Annotated in this window: 18 protein-coding genes; 11 read left to right on the top strand and 7 right to left on the bottom strand. The window is 68.1% G+C overall.

Annotation, left to right across the window (positions count from 1 at the left end):
• Positions 1 to 6 precede the first annotated feature (6 nt).
• On the top strand, positions 7 to 1,263 hold the full coding sequence (locus ABZS29_RS15705; protein ID WP_355462361.1) for an SLC13 family permease: 1,257 nt from the start codon (positions 7 to 9) through the stop codon (positions 1,261 to 1,263).
• A gap of 3 nt (positions 1,264 to 1,266) precedes the next feature.
• Here ABZS29_RS15705 and ABZS29_RS15700 read toward each other — a convergent pair whose 3' ends face one another.
• From ABZS29_RS15700 to ABZS29_RS15685, 4 genes are all read right to left on the bottom strand, one after another.
• The gene (locus ABZS29_RS15700) at positions 1,267 to 1,833 is read right to left on the bottom strand and encodes a DUF3105 domain-containing protein (RefSeq protein ID WP_355462359.1); all 567 of its coding nucleotides are present in this window, start codon (positions 1,831 to 1,833) and stop codon (positions 1,267 to 1,269) included.
• Positions 1,830 to 2,987, bottom strand: a complete 1,158-nt coding sequence (locus tag ABZS29_RS15695; RefSeq protein WP_355462357.1) for a hypothetical protein — start codon at positions 2,985 to 2,987, stop codon at positions 1,830 to 1,832. The genes ABZS29_RS15700 and ABZS29_RS15695 overlap by 4 nt, the downstream gene beginning before the upstream one ends.
• Positions 2,984 to 4,075 (bottom strand): ThiF family adenylyltransferase, encoded by a 1,092-nt coding sequence (locus ABZS29_RS15690; RefSeq protein WP_355462356.1) that lies wholly within the window; start codon positions 4,073 to 4,075, stop codon positions 2,984 to 2,986. Before ABZS29_RS15690 ends, ABZS29_RS15695 begins: the two co-directional genes overlap by 4 nt.
• Positions 4,076 to 4,403: 328 nt before the next feature.
• The gene (locus tag ABZS29_RS15685) at positions 4,404 to 5,483 is read right to left on the bottom strand and encodes an aldo/keto reductase (protein WP_355462354.1); all 1,080 of its coding nucleotides are present in this window, start codon (positions 5,481 to 5,483) and stop codon (positions 4,404 to 4,406) included.
• Between the two features lie 110 nt (positions 5,484 to 5,593).
• Here ABZS29_RS15685 and ABZS29_RS15680 point away from each other — a divergent pair, with 110 nt between their 5' ends.
• From ABZS29_RS15680 to ABZS29_RS15640, 9 genes are all read left to right on the top strand, one after another.
• On the top strand, positions 5,594 to 6,487 hold the full coding sequence (locus tag ABZS29_RS15680; protein ID WP_355462352.1) for an AraC family transcriptional regulator: 894 nt from the start codon (positions 5,594 to 5,596) through the stop codon (positions 6,485 to 6,487).
• A gap of 108 nt (positions 6,488 to 6,595) precedes the next feature.
• A complete protein-coding gene (locus ABZS29_RS15675) occupies positions 6,596 to 7,717 on the top strand; it encodes an inositol-3-phosphate synthase (protein WP_355462350.1) in 1,122 nt (373 codons plus the stop codon).
• A gap of 214 nt (positions 7,718 to 7,931) precedes the next feature.
• On the top strand, positions 7,932 to 8,924 hold the full coding sequence (locus tag ABZS29_RS15670) for an SCO3242 family prenyltransferase (RefSeq protein ID WP_355462349.1): 993 nt from the start codon (positions 7,932 to 7,934) through the stop codon (positions 8,922 to 8,924).
• Positions 8,921 to 9,745, top strand: coding sequence for a sugar phosphate isomerase/epimerase family protein (locus ABZS29_RS15665; RefSeq protein ID WP_355462347.1), 825 nt, complete (start codon positions 8,921 to 8,923; stop codon positions 9,743 to 9,745). Before ABZS29_RS15670 ends, ABZS29_RS15665 begins: the two co-directional genes overlap by 4 nt.
• Positions 9,742 to 10,293: an EboA domain-containing protein gene (locus tag ABZS29_RS15660; RefSeq protein WP_355462346.1), complete on the top strand. Its 552-nt coding sequence runs from the start codon at positions 9,742 to 9,744 to the stop codon at positions 10,291 to 10,293. The genes ABZS29_RS15665 and ABZS29_RS15660 overlap by 4 nt, the downstream gene beginning before the upstream one ends.
• Before the next feature lie 8 nt (positions 10,294 to 10,301).
• Positions 10,302 to 11,153 carry a TatD family hydrolase gene (locus ABZS29_RS15655; protein ID WP_355462344.1) on the top strand — a complete coding sequence of 284 codons (852 nt, stop codon included), beginning with the start codon at positions 10,302 to 10,304 and terminating at the stop codon, positions 11,151 to 11,153.
• On the top strand, positions 11,150 to 12,295 hold the full coding sequence (gene eboE / locus ABZS29_RS15650; RefSeq protein ID WP_355462342.1) for a metabolite traffic protein EboE: 1,146 nt from the start codon (positions 11,150 to 11,152) through the stop codon (positions 12,293 to 12,295). The genes ABZS29_RS15655 and eboE overlap by 4 nt, the downstream gene beginning before the upstream one ends.
• Positions 12,292 to 13,659 carry a nucleotide pyrophosphatase/phosphodiesterase family protein gene (locus ABZS29_RS15645; RefSeq protein ID WP_355462341.1) on the top strand — a complete coding sequence of 456 codons (1,368 nt, stop codon included), beginning with the start codon at positions 12,292 to 12,294 and terminating at the stop codon, positions 13,657 to 13,659. The genes eboE and ABZS29_RS15645 overlap by 4 nt, the downstream gene beginning before the upstream one ends.
• A gap of 150 nt (positions 13,660 to 13,809) precedes the next feature.
• Positions 13,810 to 14,127 (top strand): nucleoside triphosphate pyrophosphohydrolase, encoded by a 318-nt coding sequence (locus ABZS29_RS15640; RefSeq protein ID WP_355462339.1) that lies wholly within the window; start codon positions 13,810 to 13,812, stop codon positions 14,125 to 14,127.
• A gap of 45 nt (positions 14,128 to 14,172) precedes the next feature.
• On the opposite strand, the gene ABZS29_RS15635 is transcribed toward ABZS29_RS15640, so the two are convergent.
• From ABZS29_RS15635 to ABZS29_RS15625, 3 genes are all read right to left on the bottom strand, one after another.
• Complete coding sequence (locus ABZS29_RS15635) at positions 14,173 to 15,237, bottom strand: hypothetical protein (protein WP_355462338.1); 1,065 nt, start codon at positions 15,235 to 15,237, stop codon at positions 14,173 to 14,175.
• A 157-nt stretch (positions 15,238 to 15,394) separates the two neighbouring features.
• Positions 15,395 to 15,985, bottom strand: coding sequence for a HutD family protein (locus ABZS29_RS15630; protein ID WP_355462336.1), 591 nt, complete (start codon positions 15,983 to 15,985; stop codon positions 15,395 to 15,397).
• Positions 15,986 to 15,989: 4 nt separating this feature from the next.
• Positions 15,990 to 16,283: a hypothetical protein gene (locus tag ABZS29_RS15625; protein WP_355462334.1), complete on the bottom strand. Its 294-nt coding sequence runs from the start codon at positions 16,281 to 16,283 to the stop codon at positions 15,990 to 15,992.
• A gap of 130 nt (positions 16,284 to 16,413) precedes the next feature.
• On the opposite strand from ABZS29_RS15625, the gene ABZS29_RS15620 reads away from it, so the two are divergent.
• Positions 16,414 to 17,193, top strand: a complete 780-nt coding sequence (locus ABZS29_RS15620; protein ID WP_355462332.1) for an SDR family oxidoreductase — start codon at positions 16,414 to 16,416, stop codon at positions 17,191 to 17,193.
• Positions 17,194 to 17,204: the final 11 nt, after the last annotated feature.

Below are 17,204 nucleotides of genomic sequence, written 5' to 3'. Positions count from 1 at the left end.
GACCCCATGGGACCTGAGTGGGTTGCGATCCTCGCGCTGATCGCGCTGTTCGTCGTGGGAACTGTCCTGCCGATCAACATGGGCGCGCTGGCGTACGTCGCCGCGTGGCTCGTCGGCATGTACTCGCTGCACCTGTCGGAGAAGGAGATCCTCGCCGGGATCAGCGGGGACCTGGTCCTCACCCTGATCGGCGTCACCTTCCTGTTCGGGATAGCGAAGAACAACGGCACCGTCGACCTGATCGTCGCGGGCGCGGTCCGAGCGGTCCGCGGGCGGGTCGCGCTGATCCCGTGGGTGATGTTCGCCGTCACCGCCGTACTGACCGCGATCGGCGCGGCCAGCCCGGCGGCCTGCGCGATCATCGGCCCGATCGCCCTCGGCTTCGCGGCGCGGTACAAGATCAACCCGCTGATGATGGGCATGTTCGTCGTGCATGGCGCCCAAGGCGGCGGGTTCTCGCCGATCAGCATCTACGGCACGATCACAAACTCGGTGATGGCCGACAACGGCCTCCCGAACAGCGAGCTGACCGTCTTCTTCTCCAGCCTGGCGGTCAACCTGGTGATGGCCGCCATCCTGTACGTCGTCTTCGGCGGGCGGAAGCTGCTCGCCCAGCGGGCCGATCAGATCGAGCTGCCGGAAGCCACCGATGACGAGCCGCGGGGCGCGCGCCGCGACCAGATTCTGACGCTGATCGCCTTCCTCGGCGTCGCGGTGGTGGCGCTGGCCTTCGACAAGAACATCGGCTTCGTCGCGATCACCGCCGCCGTCATCCTCGCGATCCTCTCGCCGGCCAAGAACAAGGACGCCGCCAAGCAGGTTGCGTGGCCGACCGTCCTGCTGGTCGCCGGGGTCAGCACGTACGCCGCGATCCTGACCGAGGCGGGTTCGCCGGAGTTCGTCGGCAAGTGGGCGGCCGGGCTCGGCGCGGCCGTGATCGGTGCGCTCGTGCTCTGCTACGTCGGCGGTGTGGTCTCGGCGTTCGCGTCGTCGACCGCGCTGCTGCCGGTCATCATCCCGATCGCGCTGCCGCTGATCGCGCACGGCCATCTGAACGCCGGTCTGTTCGTCGCCGCGCTCGCGGTCGCCTCGACCATCGTCGACGTCAGCCCGTTCTCCACGAACGGCGCCCTGATGCTCGCGAACCGCCCGGATACGATCGCGGAACCCGTGTACTACCAGCAGATCCTGACCTACAGCGTGATCGTGGTCGTCGTCGGCCCGCTCCTGGTCTGGGCCGCACTGGTGGCGCCGGGATGGTAACGCTCACGGGGTGAGGCACTCGGTGGCGTTGTCGCGCCATCCGTGGTTGTAGCGGCCGGCAACCTTCGTGACGAAGGACTCGATCCGGTCGTTGTCGACGGCATCGAGTTTCTCGAGGCGTTGCCAGCCGGTGAGGGCGATGCCGGAGCGGAGATCGGGGTACGGGGCAACAACCACGTCGCGGGGATGACGGCGGCCGATGCGTTCCAGGCGGTCGATCTCGGCGGGCGACGTGGAGGCGGCGTACTGGAGGAGGACGTGGCCGTGTTCGAGGATGTGTACCTGGAGTTCGGGTGGGATGGGAGCCCGGTAGATGCCGGGGATCACGACCCGAGGCGAGTGCGGTCCTGAGGTGGGTGGGCTCGTGCGATAGGGATCGTGCGGGGCGTTCTGGTAGGCGAGGTGGCGATTGCCTTCGAAGGGCTGCGGGGTGCCGGGGACCTCGGCGCAGGGCAGAGCGACACGGTCGTTGAACTGGCCGAGCAGGACGCCGAAGGCGAAGCTGGACATGGTGAGGACGCTGAGGGTCGTGACGAGGATGCCGACAGCGAGACCGACGCGCTTCTTCATGCGGTGGCCCTTCTCCGGTTGCGGATCGCAACGCCCAGGGGCAGGAAGACGTTCAGCGAGGTGAAGGCCAGCAAAACAAGGCCTTCGCACCAGTAGAGGCTGAGCGGTGGGGCCTGCAGCAGTACGCCGAACGCCCAGCCGAACGTAACTTTCGCGCTCGGCAGCAGGAAGTGGACGGTGAACCAGACCATCCAGATCAGCCCGGTGAGATAGAGCAGCCGGTACCAGCGCGCTACCCGGAGATCGCGGTCGTGGGCCGTGGTCAGGACGTTCTGCTCGGCCGGGGTGAGGCGGCGTACCAGCCGTTTGAGCGACAGCCGGGTGACCTGGTGCAGGTTGCCGCAGCCGGTGGCCGTGGCCATCACGAGGTACATGTCGGTGCGGAGGTAGGCGAGGGTCTGGAAGGCGAGCTTGGCGACCTGGCTGAGCACCACCATCGCGAGGATGCGGATCAGCATCGGCGGCAGGTCGATCCAGCCGCGCGACCAGGCGTAGCGCGGCGCGACCGCGAAGAACAGGACGACGCTGTCGATCGCCATCCCGGCCAGGAACGGGCCGTAGCGTTTGGCCGGCGGCAGCGCCCACAGACCCGACAGATCGGTTTCGAGGACTGGAAAGATGCCGCGGCGCTCCAGCCGAAGCCGGGACGGTACGCCGACAGCCGCGCCCGCGAACGCGTGCCAGCTCTCGTGCAGGAAGGTCAGCGCGATCACGACGACATTGGTGACCAGCAGACTCAGCACGATGTCGGGAAAGACGAACGTGTCCTCGTACGTCGGCCGCAGCGACGGCTCGATCACGAACATCACCAGCGTCACGGCCAGGCAAGCGGCGTACAGGGTCCAGGCGATCGGCCCGAACAACGGCCGCACCCAGCGGGCCGGAATGCGGGAGACCGACCAGTGCCGCGACTCCTCCGCGGTTCGCGTGATGCCGGCCTCGCGCAGTACCTCGAGGAAGTCGGCCGCGTCGATCACCTCACCGGTCTCCCGATGGAGCTGCGCGGCCGCCTCCTCGGCGCTGCGGCCAGCGACGAACAGCTCGACCAGGCGGGCACCAAGCTCCGGTACGACGACGAAGTTGCCGCTGGCCGGATCGCCGACGACGTACTCGTCCTCGCCCTCTTTCCGGACAACGACGTGCGCGAGGCTCATGTCCACCCGCAGGTCGGGCACGTGACGCCTGGGGTCGGGCGGACGGTGTAGTGGTAGGTCAGATCGGTCAGGCTGAGGTGGAACATCAGGCCGCGCGTCGTGGTCGGGATTCCACCGAGGTGGTAGACCGCGTCGAGCGCGGCGAGGTGCCCGGTCAGGTTCGCGGTCGGCGCGATCACCGCGTGCCCGGTGAACGGGAACAGGTCCTCAGGCTCTTGCCCGTACTGATCGCGGAGCCGGTCGCGGACGCTCGGCAGGCAGTCCGGACAGCAGGTCTCGCCCGGGACGAACAGTCCGACGACGGCCATCGGACCGGCGTACTGGGCGAGCATCCACGGCGTCCTGGTGCGCAGCGCGGCCTCATTGGTCCACTCGCGAATCGTGTGCATCGGTTGATCCGCGCACAGAATCATCAGATCGGCCTGGTCCATCAGGTACGCCACGGCGTCGGCCGAATCGACCTTGAGCTCCTCGCCGGTGACCACCGCATGTCTGTTGATCTTGCTCAAACGCTCGACTGCGACGGGGATCTTCGGCTTGCCCAGATCGTCCTCGGTGTAGAGCAGCTGGCGGGTCAGGTTACCGGCCTCGATCACGTCGAAGTCGGCGCAATGCACCGCACCGACCCCGGCCGCGACGAGCGACGCGGCGACCGCCGATCCGGTGCCACCAAGACCCAGTACGACGACCTTGCTCGCCTTCAGCCGCGCTTGTACGTCGTACCGGGACGGGCGCGGGGTGAGGTCGACCCAGGCGTAGTAGGTGAGCGCGCGGTCGTAGCGCTCGATCTCCTCCGGACTCAGACTGTCCGGCGGTGGTGCGGCGGCGTCCTCGACGTACCCGGCGTCGATGATGGCCTGCAGTGCTTCGGCCGCTTCGGCCTCCGTCAGGTCGTTGCCCTCGGCACACAATGCCTCGACGATCTCAACCCGCGTTCGGCTTCCGTCCATCAGGCCGAGCAGCCGCCAGACCATGCCGTCCTCGTCGTCGATCTCGGCGCCGATCCCCTGTTGCCGGCCGCCCACCGTCACCAGCGTCGGCGTCAGCCGCGTCGGTTTGTGGATCCCCTTGATCCGCGGTCGCTCCATCCGAGCCCTCCCCTTCAACCGCGAACCGGGACGCGGTCGCCCACGTCCCGGTCCTGATCAGCTGACGACTAGCCGCAGAGCTCGTTACGGCAGCCCGGATCGGTCACGATGATCGCGGTGGTCTCCAGCTTCTCCAGCCGGCGCACCATGATCTTGCGCGGCTCCGGCTTCGTCTCGACCTTCTCCATGACGGTTTCCCCTCTTCGTTGGGCGGCAACTGCAGGAAACGGCGGGCCCACCGCGAGCCTCAGTGAACCATCGATTTCCCGTCCGGGGCATGGGGGAAATCCCGATGATTTCGGTGCCTTTTCAAACCCTCGAATGAGAATCAGTACCGCTCGGCGGCAATCAACGACGGATAGACGGAATGCGCGACCTCGTCGACGGTCGCCCCGGCGTATTGCAGCATGGGTGCGAGTTGCGCATTGTTGGCGGCTGGGAAATTCAGCTGCGGGGTGGAGACGTCGTCGAGCCGGGCGCGCGCCTCGGCCGGCAGTTCGACCGTCAGGGATCGCAGGTTCGCCCGCAGTTGTTCGGGCCGCCGCGCACCGAGGATCGTCGAGGTCACGCCCGGCGTCCCGCGCACCCAGGCGAGTGCCACCTCGGCCGGTGTCGTCCCCAGCTCTTCGGCCACGGCGTGCACAGCGTCCAGCACCGGGTACGCCGACGCCGGCGGCCGGAGGTCCCGGCTCCGGATCGTGTCCTCGGGCTCACTCGCGCCGGTCCGGAACTTGCCGGACAGCCAGCCGCCCTTGAGCGGCGACCATGGCAGCACGCCGGCGCCGAGCGACCGGGCCATCGGCAGCAGCTCACCTTCCGCGGTCCGCTCGAGCAGCGAGTACTCCGCCTGGATCGCGATCACCGGTGCCCAGCCGTGCACCCGGGCCAGCACGATCGCCTCGGTGGTCGCCCACGCCGGTACGTCGGAGAAACCGACGTACCGGATCTTGCCGGCGGTGACCAGGTCGTCGAGTGCACGCAAGGTCTCCTCGCGCGGAGTGGCCGGGTCGAAGTTGTGCAGCCAGTAGAGGTCCAGGTAGTCGGTGCGCAGCCGGCGCAGCGAATCCTCGACCTGATGCAGGATCGCCTTCCGGCCGGCGCCGCCGCCGTTCGGGTCCCCAGGGTGCAGGTTGACGAAGAACTTCGAGGCCAGGACGAGCCGGTCGCGCAGACCGGGGCGGCTGGTGAGCCAGTCGCCGATGATGACTTCGGAGTGGCCGTTGGTGTAGATGTTCGCGGTGTCGATCGAGTTGCCGCCGGCCTCGACGTACTCGGTGAGCATCCGCTCCGAGTCGGCGACCGAGGCACCCCAGCCGTGGTCCTCGCCGAACGTCATCGTGCCCAGTGTCGCCGGGCTGATCCGTAGTCCCGAGCCGGGGACGGTGCGATAGGAATCCAAAGTGGTCATGTCTTCGAGTCTTCGCCGCAGCCACCGCGGCGGGTAGACCGATCCGCCCGGCTTCTTGCCCGATCCGCTCGGTACGGCGGCGATCGGGCAAAGCGAGGTTTACTGGCGAGATGGACGCGCTGACTTCGCTGCGGGATCTCGTGCTGTCGATGACGGGTGCCCCGGACCGAATCATCGACGTCGATGGGATGACGCTCGCCCAGCTGTCGCGGACCACCGAGCCGATGGGCTCGACCACGACGCCGACGGTCGCCGTCGTACTGCAGGGTGCGAAGCAGTCGTTGCTCGCAGGCCAGTCCTACGACTACGCGGCCGGACAGTTCCTCGTCGTGACGGTCGACCTGCCGCTGATCGGCCGCATCACCGAAGCGTCGGACGAGAAGCCGTTCGTCGGTTTCGGGATGCCGCTGCGGGCGCCGCTGATCGCCGAACTGCTGCTGGAGGGGCCGGGCGAGTTTCGGCGGTTTGCCGCACGCTCGGCGCCGGGGCTCGCGGTCAGCACGGCCGAGGAGTACTTGCTCGATGCGATCACCCGCCTGCTCCGGCTGCATCGTCGACCGGCCGACTACCAGGTGCTGGCGCCGGGCATCATCCGCGAGATCCATTGGTGGCTGCTGACCGGTTCGCAGCAGTCGCTGGTGCGGCAGCTCGGCGACACCGAGTCCGGTACGACGCTCGTCGCGGCGGCCGTGCGCTGGATCCAGGAGAACGTGGACCAGCCGCTCCGGATCGACGAACTCGCAGCCCGTGTCGGGGTCGGTGTCTCCACGCTCAACCGGCACTTCCGGGCGGTGACCCAGCTGAGCCCGTTGCAGTACCAGAAGGCGCTCCGTCTGCAGCGAGCCCGGTTCGCGCTGCTGTCGACCCGGACCGAAGTCGCCCGGATCGGCCACGACGTCGGCTACCACTCGCTGTCGCAGTTCAGCCGCGAGTACCGCCGGATGTTCGGCGTACCGCCGTCGGCCGACCGCGCCGCCGCCGCCTCACTCGACTTCGGCGGTTGACCCAACAAAGTCGAGACAAGCGCTTCCCAGGAAGCATTCGTGGACCTTAGAGTGCCGCTGCCACGGATAGTTCGCCGTCCATCACCGTCCGTGGCGTGAGGAGCTTCCATGCGTCCACGTGTTGGTGTCTGGTTGTTCGGAGCCCGGGGATCGGTCGCGACCACGACCGTCGCCGGTGCCGCCGCGCTCGCTCACGGCGCGCCGCCGGCCGGGGTCGTCACCGCCGGACCCGCGTTCCGCGATGCCGGCCTGGTTCCGATCGAGAGCCTGGTCTTCGGCGGTCACGACGTCACCGACACGCCCCTCGCCAAACAAGTCGAGCGGCTCGTCGCGGGCGGGGTTCTTCCCCCCGGGCTCGACGGGCTGATCGCCGTGGAACTGGCCGCGGCCGAGGGGAACCTGGTGGTCCTCCCGGTCGCTGCCACCCAGGCGGAGCTGATCTCTCAGACGGCCGCCGACATTCAGGCGTTCCGGGACCGGCACTCGCTGTCGCAGGTCGTCGCGATCAACGTCGCGTCGACCGAGCCGCCGTACGAGGTCTTGTACGACGACGTGGCCGAGCTGCGAGCAGCGCTGCGGAGCGGGAATCCGTTGCCGGCGAGTTGTGTCGCGGCGCTGGCGGCGTTCGAGGCGGGTGCGTCGTTCGTCGACTTCACGCCGTCGACGTCGATCCGGCCGCAGGTGATCCGGGACTGGGCAGTCGAGCGCGGACTGCCGTTCGGCGGTCAGGATGCGAAGACCGGCGAGACGCTGGTGAAGAGCGTGCTCGCGCCGATGTTCACCGCTCGCGCGCTGCCCGTGCACGCCTGGTCCGGAACCAACCTCCTCGGCGGCGGCGACGGCGCCACCCTCGCCGATCCGCGCGCAGCCGAGTCGAAGAACGTCTCGAAGGAACGCGGTCTCACCGACATGCTCGGCCCGGATGTGGCCGGTCAGGTCCACATCGACTACGTCGATCCCCTCGGCGACTGGAAGACGGCCTGGGACCACATTCTGTTCTCCGGCTTTCTCGGCGTACGCATGACCCTGCAGTTCACCTGGCAAGGCTGCGACTCCGCCCTCGCCGCTCCGCTAGTACTCGACCTCGCCCGCCTGTCGGCCCTCGCCCTGGAACGCGGCCACGTCGGCGCGATGCCGTTCCTCGGCTTCTACTTCAAAGACCCCATCGACTCCACGGAACACGCCCTCACCACCCAGTACGACGCCCTCGTCGAGTGGGTCCAGTCGTGACCCCGCGAGTGACTTCAGTCGCGCCGCCGCGAGTGGCGCCAGTCTGCGGCTCGCGCTTGAGTGCGCGGAGTGTGTCGTCGGACATCGATTGCCGGCGACACGGTGCTTCCACTCGCTGGCGCCGTACGGCGAGTTGCACAGTGGCTTCGGTGGCGGGCGCCGAGTGGGTTCAGTCGCGGGCGCACGGTGGGTTCGGTCGCGGGTGGGCGGCATCGTGTTGAGGGCGCTGGTGGAGCTGGTGCGGGCGCCGGCTGGGTTGACCGTGCCTGGGGATGTGTTGGCGGGGGCTGCTGCAGTTGGGGATCTGCGGGTCGGGCGCTTGGTGGGGTTGTCGGCTTCGTCGATCTGCATCTACTGGGCCGGGATGGCGTTGAACGACTGGGCCGACCGCGAGCTCGATGCGGTCGAGCGGCCGGAGCGACCGATCCCGTCCGGACGCGTGCCCGCGCAGACCGCGTTCAACCTCGCGGCCGGTCTGACCGTGGGCGGGCTGATGCTGTCCGCACTCAGCGGCGGCAAGTCCACGCTGGCCACGTCCACCGCACTCGCCGCCACCGCCTGGACGTACGACGTCGTCGCCAAGAACACGATCGCCGGTCCCGCCGTGATGGCGTCCGCCCGGGCGCTCGACGTACTGGTCGGCGCCGGTGCCGAACGCCGCCGAGCGCTCGCTCCCGCACTAGCCGTCGGCGCCCACATCCTCGGCGTCACCACGCTGTCGCGAGGCGAAGTCCACGGCGGTACGCCGACCCCCGCCCGAGCCAGCCTCGCAACTACCACCGCGCTGGCCCTCGCCGCCGCAACTCCCCGAGCAGGTGCAATGGGTTGGGGCGTGCCCGCCAGCGCGGCTGCTCGGGTGGCGATCGCCCATGCCCCCACCCGAGCTATCGGCTGCGCGCTCTCCTCTCCGACCCACACCCCCACCATCGGCGCGCTCGCCTCTCGTCCACTCAACAGCCGTCTCGCTTGGGCTACTGCAATTGGCCTTGCGGGGTGGTTTGCGCGTGGGGTGGCCCCGGCTCAGCTGGCTGCGGCTCGTGAGCCCGATGCTTCGCGGGTGCGGAGTGCTGTGGGGGCTGGCATCCACGGGCTGGTTCCGCTGCAGGCGGCTTGGGTGGCTCGGGCGGGAGCGCCTCGATTGGGAGCCGGGTTGGCGTTGGCGTTTCCGCTGGTGAAGGCGTTGGCGAAGCGGGTGTCGTCGACATGAGACTCGGTTATGGGACCAACGGGTTCGCGAATCACCGGCTGGCCGACGCGCTGAGCGTGATCGCCGACCTCGGGTACGACGGGGTCGCACTGACGCTCGACCACAACCACCTGGACCCGTTCGAGCCAGGACTGCGCGAGCGGACGGCCGAGGTCGGGCGGTTGCTGGAGCGGCATCGGTTGAGCGTGGTGATCGAGACCGGCGCTCGCTACGTACTCGACCCGTTCCGCAAGCACGCACCAACGCTCCTGCACACCGACGGCGCCGAGCAGCGGATCGACCTGCTGCAGCGCGCGATCCAGATCTCCGCCGACCTCGGCGCTGAGGCGGTCTCGTTCTGGTCCGGCATCCTGCCACCCGACGTGGAACCGGCCGTCGGCTGGCAGCGGCTCGTCGCCGGCTGCCAACACCTCGCCGGGTACGCCGCCGACCGCGGCGTGCGACTCGGATTCGAACCGGAGCCGGGGATGCTCGTCGACGACCTGGCCGGCTATCTCAAGCTCCGCGCCGAGGTGGGAAGCGACGCCCTCGGGCTGACGCTCGACATCGGCCACCTGGTCTGCAACGAGCCGCAGTCACCACCCGACTGCATCCGCACCGGAGCGCCGTACCTGGTGAATGTACAGATCGACGACATGTGCCGAGGCGTGCACGAACACCTCGAGTTCGGGACCGGCGAGGTCGACTTCCCACCGGTCTTCGACGCCCTCCGCGAGATCGGCTACCACGGTCTCGTCGCCGTCGAACTCCCCCGGCACTCCCACGCCGCGCCGACCGTCGCACGCGACTCGATCCGCTTCCTCCAAGAGGCCCAGCGATGAAGGCCGCCGACCTTTCCGTTGACGTCTCCGCGCTCCGCGACCGGCCGCTGGCCGAGGTGTTTCCGGCCGTCGGCCGGATCGTCGGTCGCGAACTGCTCGGCAACGGCTGGACCACCGACGAGGCCGCCCGGGCCGTCCTGCTCGCGACCGCGAGCGCTGCCGAGATCACCGACCTCTACCGGTACGGCGATGCTGCCGAGAAGCGCGCCGTCCTGAAAGCCCTCGCGTTGGACGAGGTCGCCGCCACCATGAGCGCACAGGGTGTCGGCCTCCTCGACGACGCGATCCGCACCAACGATCCGCGGCTCATCACCGCCGCCCTCGGATCGCCGTACGCCACCGAGAAGTTGCCGATGGCAAGTTTTCGGCAGGCGGTCCTGAAATGCGTCTTCGCCGGAATCCCGCTGGCCGAGGTCGACGGCCTGCCGGACCGGGTGGACGCCGAGCTGATCCGGATGATGTCCGACTTCGCGGCCGAGAGGAGGGCCGCGGGCCGCGCCGTCCCCGCCGATCTGACGCCGTACCTCAACCATTCGAGCGAGAGGTAACTCGACCGATGCGCATCTTCGACCCGCATATCCACATGACGTCCCGGACCACCGACGACTACGCGGCGATGGCCGCGCACGGCGTCCAGGCCGTGGTCGAACCGGCCTTCTGGCTCGGTCAGCCGCGGACCAGCGCCGCGTCGTTCGTCGACTACTTCGACGGCCTGATCGGCTGGGAGCCGTTCCGGGCCGCGCAGTACGGGATCAAGCACCACTGCACGATCGCCCTGAATCCGAAAGAGGCGAACGACCCGCGCTGCCGCGAGATCCTCGAGGTGCTGCCGCGGTACCTGGCCAAGGACGGTGTGGTCGCGGTCGGCGAGGTTGGCTACGACTCGATGACCCCGGCCGAGGACGAGGTGTTCGCTCACCAGCTCGAGCTCGCCGTCCGGTTCGGTCTGCCCGCGCTCGTGCACACGCCACACCGCGACAAAGCAACCGGTACGACGCGAACGCTCGCCGTGGTGCGCGAGTCCGGGATAGCGCCCGAGCATGTCGTGGTGGACCACCTGAACGAGGTGACGGTCGAAGAGGTCGCGAACTCGGGCTGCTGGATGGGCTTCTCGATCTACCCGGACACGAAGATGGACCCGGACCGGATGGTCGCGATCCTGCAGCGGTTCGGGCTCGAGCGGGTGCTGGTGAATTCGGCCGCCGATTGGGGTCGCTCCGATCCGCTGCGCACCTACGCGACCGGCCAGGCGATGCTCGCCGCGGGCTTCACCGACGACGACGTCGACCAGGTGCTCTGGCGGAACCCGGTCGCCTTCTACAGCCAGTCGGGTCGCCTTGATCTGAGCGCGATCGACCAGGCCGAGACCTATGCCGGCAACTCGATTCTGCGGGGAGCACCGGCATGAGGTTCCGGCATCCCGACGGCTCGCTCGTCCACCTCGCGTACTGCACGAACGTCCATCCGGCCGAGGATCTCGACGGCGTGATCGCACAGCTCGACGGCTGTTCCGCGCTGGTGCGGAAGGAGCTCGACGTACCGGTGCTCGGGGTCGGGCTCTGGCTCGCGCACCAACTCGCCGAGCAACTCGCGAACTCGTCCGACGCGCTGCATCGGCTGCAGCAAGCCTTGCTGCGCAACGGCCTGGAGGTCGTGACACTGAACGGCTTCCCGTACGCCGGGTTCCACGACGAGGTGGTCGGGAAGAAGGTGTACCTGCCCGACTGGACGCAGCCCGAGCGACTCCATTACACGCGCAACCTGGTCGACGTACTGGCGCGGTTGCTGCCGGCGGATGCCGCGTATGGCTCGATCTCGACGTTGCCGCTGGCCTGGCGAACGCCGTGGTCGGCCGATCAGGACACGCTGGCGCGAGCCGCGGTGAGTCGGCTGGAGATGCATCTGGCGCGCACCGAGGAGTCGACCGGCCGACGGATCCGCGTCGCGTTCGAACCCGAGCCCGGCTGTGTGATCGAGCTGGTCCCGCAGGGTGCGGAGTGGCTCAGCCCGTACGCCGCGGGCGGCCGGATCGGGTTGTGCCTCGACACGTGTCATCTCGCCGTGCAGTTCGAGGAACCCGCGTCGGCGTTCGCTGATCTCGATCGCGCCGGAGTGCCGGTGGTGAAGAGCCAGGTGTCGGCGGCTCTGCACGTGGCCGACCCGGGCGATGCCGAGGCGCGGCGGTTGCTGGCGGAGTTCGCCGAACCGAAGTTCCTGCATCAGACGCGGGAGCGAGGTGGTCGTGGAATCGACAACCTGGATGAGCTCGATCAGCTGGCAGGCGCCGATGCCTGGCGGGTGCATTTCCATGTGCCGGTGCATGCTGCGCCGCGACCGCCGTTGAGCAGCACGACCGACGTACTGGAGGAGTCGTTGGCTGAGCTGGTGGGTGGTGCTCATCCGCGGACGCAGCATCTGGAGTCGGAGACCTATACGTGGTCGGTGCTTCCGTCCTCGCCTCGCGATACGGCCGAGCTTGCCGAGGGGATCGCCGGCGAGCTCGCCTGGTTGCGGTCGCGGATCACTGCTCTTGGTTTGGAGACGCTATGACCCGGCAGGTAGTGGTGATCGACGTCGTCGGGTTGACGCCGCGGCTGCTGCGGAAGATGCCGCGGCTGCGTTCGTTGCCGTTGACAAGGAATCTGGAGACGGTGTTGCCCGCGGTCACCTGCTCGGCACAGGCGACGTTCCTGACCGGCGCGATGCCGTCCGAGCACGGGATCGTCGGGAACGGGTGGTACTTCCGGGATCTCGGCGAGGTCTTCCTGTGGCGGCAGCACAACCGGCTCATCCAGGGCGAGAAGGTGTGGGACATCGCCCGCCGCAGCAACCCGTCGTACAAGGTGGCGAACGTCTGCTGGTGGTACGCGATGGGCGCCGAGACCGATCTGCTGGTGACGCCGCGGCCGATCTACTACGCCGACGGGCGCAAGGCGCCGGACTGCTACACGCGGCCGGTGGCGTTGCACGACCGGTTGACGTCGCGGTTGGGTGACTTCCCGCTGTTCCACTACTGGGGTCCGACGGCGAGCATGAAGTCCAGTCAGTGGATCGTCGACGCGGCGCGAGACATCCTCGCGTCGGATTCGCCGGATCTGCTGCTGACCTATGTGCCGCATCTGGACTACGACCTGCAGCGGTACGGCGCCTCGTCCGTCGAGGCGACTCGGGCTGCGATCGAACTGGACGGCGTACTGGCTCCGCTGCTTGACGATGCGGCGGCGCGGGATGCGACGGTCGTCGTACTGTCGGAGTACGGGATCACGGATGTGAGTCGGCCGGTCGACGTCAACCGGTTGCTGCGTCGTGAGGGGTTGCTGGAGGTACATACGCAGGACGGCATGGAGTACCTGGATCCGTGGGCTTCGCGGGCGTTCGCCGTTGCTGATCATCAGGTTGCCCATGTGTATGTGCGCGACTCCGCCGACATCGACGCCGTTGCGAAGCTCTTGTCCGGGTTGGCCGGTGTCTCCGAAGTACTAGATGCCGAGGGCAAGAAACAGTATGGACTCGACCACGAGCGCGCCGGTGAACTGGTAGTCGTCGCCGAGCCCGACGCGTGGTTCACCTACTACTACTGGCTGGACGACGCTCGCGCCCCCGACTTCGCCCGCGCCGTCGAGATCCACCGCAAACCCGGCTACGACCCCGCCGAGCTCTTCTTCGACCCCGCGGACCCGCTCGTCAAACCCCGCGCCGCCTCCTACCTCCTCCGCAAGAAGCTGGGCTTCCGCTACACCATGCAAGTCGTCCCTCTCGATCCTTCCCCCGTCCGAGGCTCCCACGGCCGCCTCCCCGCCGACCCCGAAGACGGCCCAGTCCTCCTCAGCACCGACCCCGATCTGGTCGGCGAAGGCCCGGTCGCGGCCACCGCCGTACGAGACCTGCTCCTGAAAGCCGCCGGCCTGGAGTGAAGGCGGACCTGCGCCACTCACCAAGTGCCGTCGGCGGCTGCCTCCGGCCCGCGGCTGAGCGTCTTGGCGCAGGTCTCGCGAAGGTTGGTGAGTGGGGGCGGTCCGCTCTCGCCCGAACAAACTGTCCCCGGCGGCTGCCATCCTGCCCAAGTGACGAACACCAGCAAGCTGGTCCGCGACCGCATCCCCGACATCATCCGCTCCCACGGCGAAGACCCGACGTACTACACCGCGGACCCCGCCGAGTTCCGCAACCGCCTCCGCACCAAACTCACCGAAGAAGTCACCGAGTTCCTCGCCGCCACCGAAGACGACGCCGTAGTAGAACTCGCCGACATCCTCGAAGTCGTCTACGCCCTAGCCGCGGACCTGGGCACGTCATCCGACCACCTGGACAAGATCCGCCACGACAAAGCCCAGACCAACGGCGCCTTCGCCGACCGCATCGTCTGGACAGGCGTGCGGTAGCTGACCCCGCGGGCCCACGCCTGGTGGGGCGTGGGCCCCGGGTGCTCAGAGGATGGAGTTGGCGCTGACTGTGAAGCCGGTGTTGACCGGGGCGCCGGCGTTGGTGAAGCAGTTGACGTCTCGGACGATCAAATCCGGGCCTGAGGTGCTGTTGGTCCAGAAGGTGTTGAGGCCGCAGAAGTTGGAGTTGGAGCCGTAGGCGGTGACCTGGACCGTGTTTTGCGGGAAGGCAATACGAGGGAAGGTGACCATCGAGAGGCCGGGGCCGGCGGAGATGATGGTGTTGGCGCCCAGGCCCAGCACCGAGTTGAGGTTGGTGGAGGGTGGGCCGGCGGGCGGCTGGTTGAGGAAGTAGCCGTAGTACTTGGGTGGGATGGCGGCGCCGTACAGGGAGACCTTGTACTGGTAGGTCAGGGTGAAGCGGGTGTTCAGCAACGCACCGGCGGCGTTGAAGCAGAGGACGTTGACGTCTTGGCCGGCACCGCTGGAGACCCAGTTGCGGATCTTGCAGCGGGCGCCTTGCTGGGGGTTGACCGCGGTGGCCTGGAGGCTGCCGTCGAGGGTTCCGCCGGCGACGAGGTTCGGGAACTTCACCTGGTACTGGCCGACGCCGAGGTTGGTCGACGTGTTGCCGGCGCCGGTCGAGTTGTACTGGCTGATGGTTCCGCCACCCGCACCCGAGTCGACGTACCCGTACGGACCGGGCGCGGGCCCGCCGGAGGCGCGGACGAAGAAGACACTGAAGCTCGAGACGTCCAGTGCGCCGCCGGCGCGGTAGCAGCTGACGTTGATGATCTCGTCAGCCCCGGAGACGCCCCAGTTGTCGGCCTGGCACCAGTGCGGCGCGTTGTTGATCGCGGTCACGTGGACGACACCCTGAGGTGCACCCTGCCCGGTCAGCTTGACCTGGTACCGACCGAAAGCAGTCGGTACGACGGTGCTGCCGCCGGGCCAGGTGCCGCTCGGTACGACGGCTCCCGAGGTCTGGTTCCACAAGGCCCAGCCCTTGCGGTCCGGAACCGCGGCATCCGCGGGTACGACGACGGCGAGGAAACCCGCCAGCATCAACAGACTTGCTGCGAAGCGGGCGGGCAAAGACAGACGTGGCATCGGATTCCCCCCTTAAGGAAATAGTGACCGATTACTGGGGGAATGCAAACACGCACACTGAGCTCTGAGCAATAGCCTAATGTCAGGAATTGTTCACGCAGAGCGTTTGTTTGGTGAATTCAAGAATGCAGCACAAAACCGCCGAACGGCGTCCGGCTCATTGTTCGGAGTCGGCCGGCCCGTTGCCTGATACATCGATCGCCACCAGTGCGACCACGCCGTCGCCGGTGACCGTCAGCCGGTCAGGCAGATCGCGAACCACATCCCGCGGAGCGATGATGACGTCCTCGACCATCAGGACGCCGGCGAGCACGACCAGGAAGGTCGTTCCGCTCAGGTCGAGCGTCGACCGGTCAGCGATCCGGCGGCAGACCACCGTGGCGTTCGCACGGCCGCGCCGCGTCATCACGTTGAGATTCATCGTCGGCCCCGACGGCACACCCCGAACCTCGGCCTCACCCGGAAACGCGAACGGCTCGAACGGCCGCAACTCCCGTACGTCGCCGTCCGCCAACTGCAACGTCAACCGCGAACCGGACGCCAGGGTGATGATCCGATCAACCCCAGGAAAACTGGAGAACGGCCCCGGCCGCTCCACCGCCGCGAAGCTCACCCGCCAGTCGAAGTCCTCGAGGTCGGAGCGAGCCCCGTCGGAGTGAGCCGCCTCGGACCGGGCCACCTCATAGGTGAGCCCCAGCCCGTTCTTCCACGGCACCCGCCGATGATCGGCGTGCCAGAGCACCCGCATCCGATCAGTCCCGCCGCACCCGCGGCCGCGCGATCATCGCGCGCACGAAGTTGACCACCAGCAACGCCGGCAGGAAGAAGGCCTGGAAGAACATCCAGTAACTGTCCCCCTGGAAGATGAAGTTCAGATAGAAGCCGTAGCCGAGGAAGGCCGCGCCGACGATCCCACTGAGGATCCGCGCCCCGTCCGACTGCTCGACGCTCTTCACCAGCGCCATCACCACCATCGCGGCGCCACAGACGAACAGCAGCACGACGTACCACGAGAAGGTCGCGTCGGCCCCGAAATCGATGTTCATGTATCCCCCACCTAGTCCAAACGAGTGAATCCCCCGCGCGGACAGTACCGGACGCACGCCGCTTGCGTCCCGATAGTTAGTCGGCTAAGTTCTAGCTATTAGCCGACTAACTATCACACGGAGTGGGTTCATGGAGCTGGGACTGCGGGACGCGGCGGTGCTTGTGACGGGCGGGTCGTCCGGGATCGGGCGGGCGACGGCGATCGGGTACGGGCGGGAAGGCGCCCGGGTCGCGATCACCTACGGGTCGCGGAAGGAGGCGGCCGAGGAGGTCGTGGCCGAGGTCGAGCAGGCCGGCGGCCAGGGCTTCGCCGTACCGATGGATCTGAACGAACCGGCGTCGATCGAGGCTGCGGCGGCGGCCGTGATCGAGCGCTGGGGTGGGCTCGACGTCGCGGTGGGGAACGCGGTCAACTGGGGCAGTCTGGGCTTCCACGGGCGGCCGGAGAAGATCGAGGACGCGCCTGAGGACTGGTGGACCGAGGTGCTGCGGGCGAACCTCGAGGGCAACTTCCGCTTCGTTCAGCAGGTCGCACCCGCGCTGCGGCGGTCCGAAGCGGGCCGGCTGGTGCTGGTGTCGACCGACGTCACCGCGCGCCCGCTGCCGGGTTCGTGGCCGTACGGCGCCGCCAAGGCGGGGCTGCACGGACTGGTGACCGCGTTGAGTTACGACCTGGGCGCGGACGGCGTACTGGTGAACGTGGTGATGCCGGGAATCACCCTCGAGGACGGCAAGCACCGGGTGATCCCGCCGGAGGTGACCGACGCGATTGCGAAGACGTTCAGCGCACGGCGGTTGCCGCACACCACCGAGGTGGCCGACACGATCCTGTTCCTGACCTCGCCCCGGACGCCGGCGATCCAGGGCGAAATCATCCGAGTCACCGGAGGTGCCCTGCTGCAGCAGTGACCGGTTGTACC

The organism is Kribbella sp. NPDC005582 (genome assembly GCF_040605415.1).
Classification (GTDB): domain Bacteria; phylum Actinomycetota; class Actinomycetes; order Propionibacteriales; family Kribbellaceae; genus Kribbella.
The sequence above is the reverse complement of the archived record's forward strand: the minus strand, read 5'-3'. Positions and strand labels throughout refer to the sequence as shown.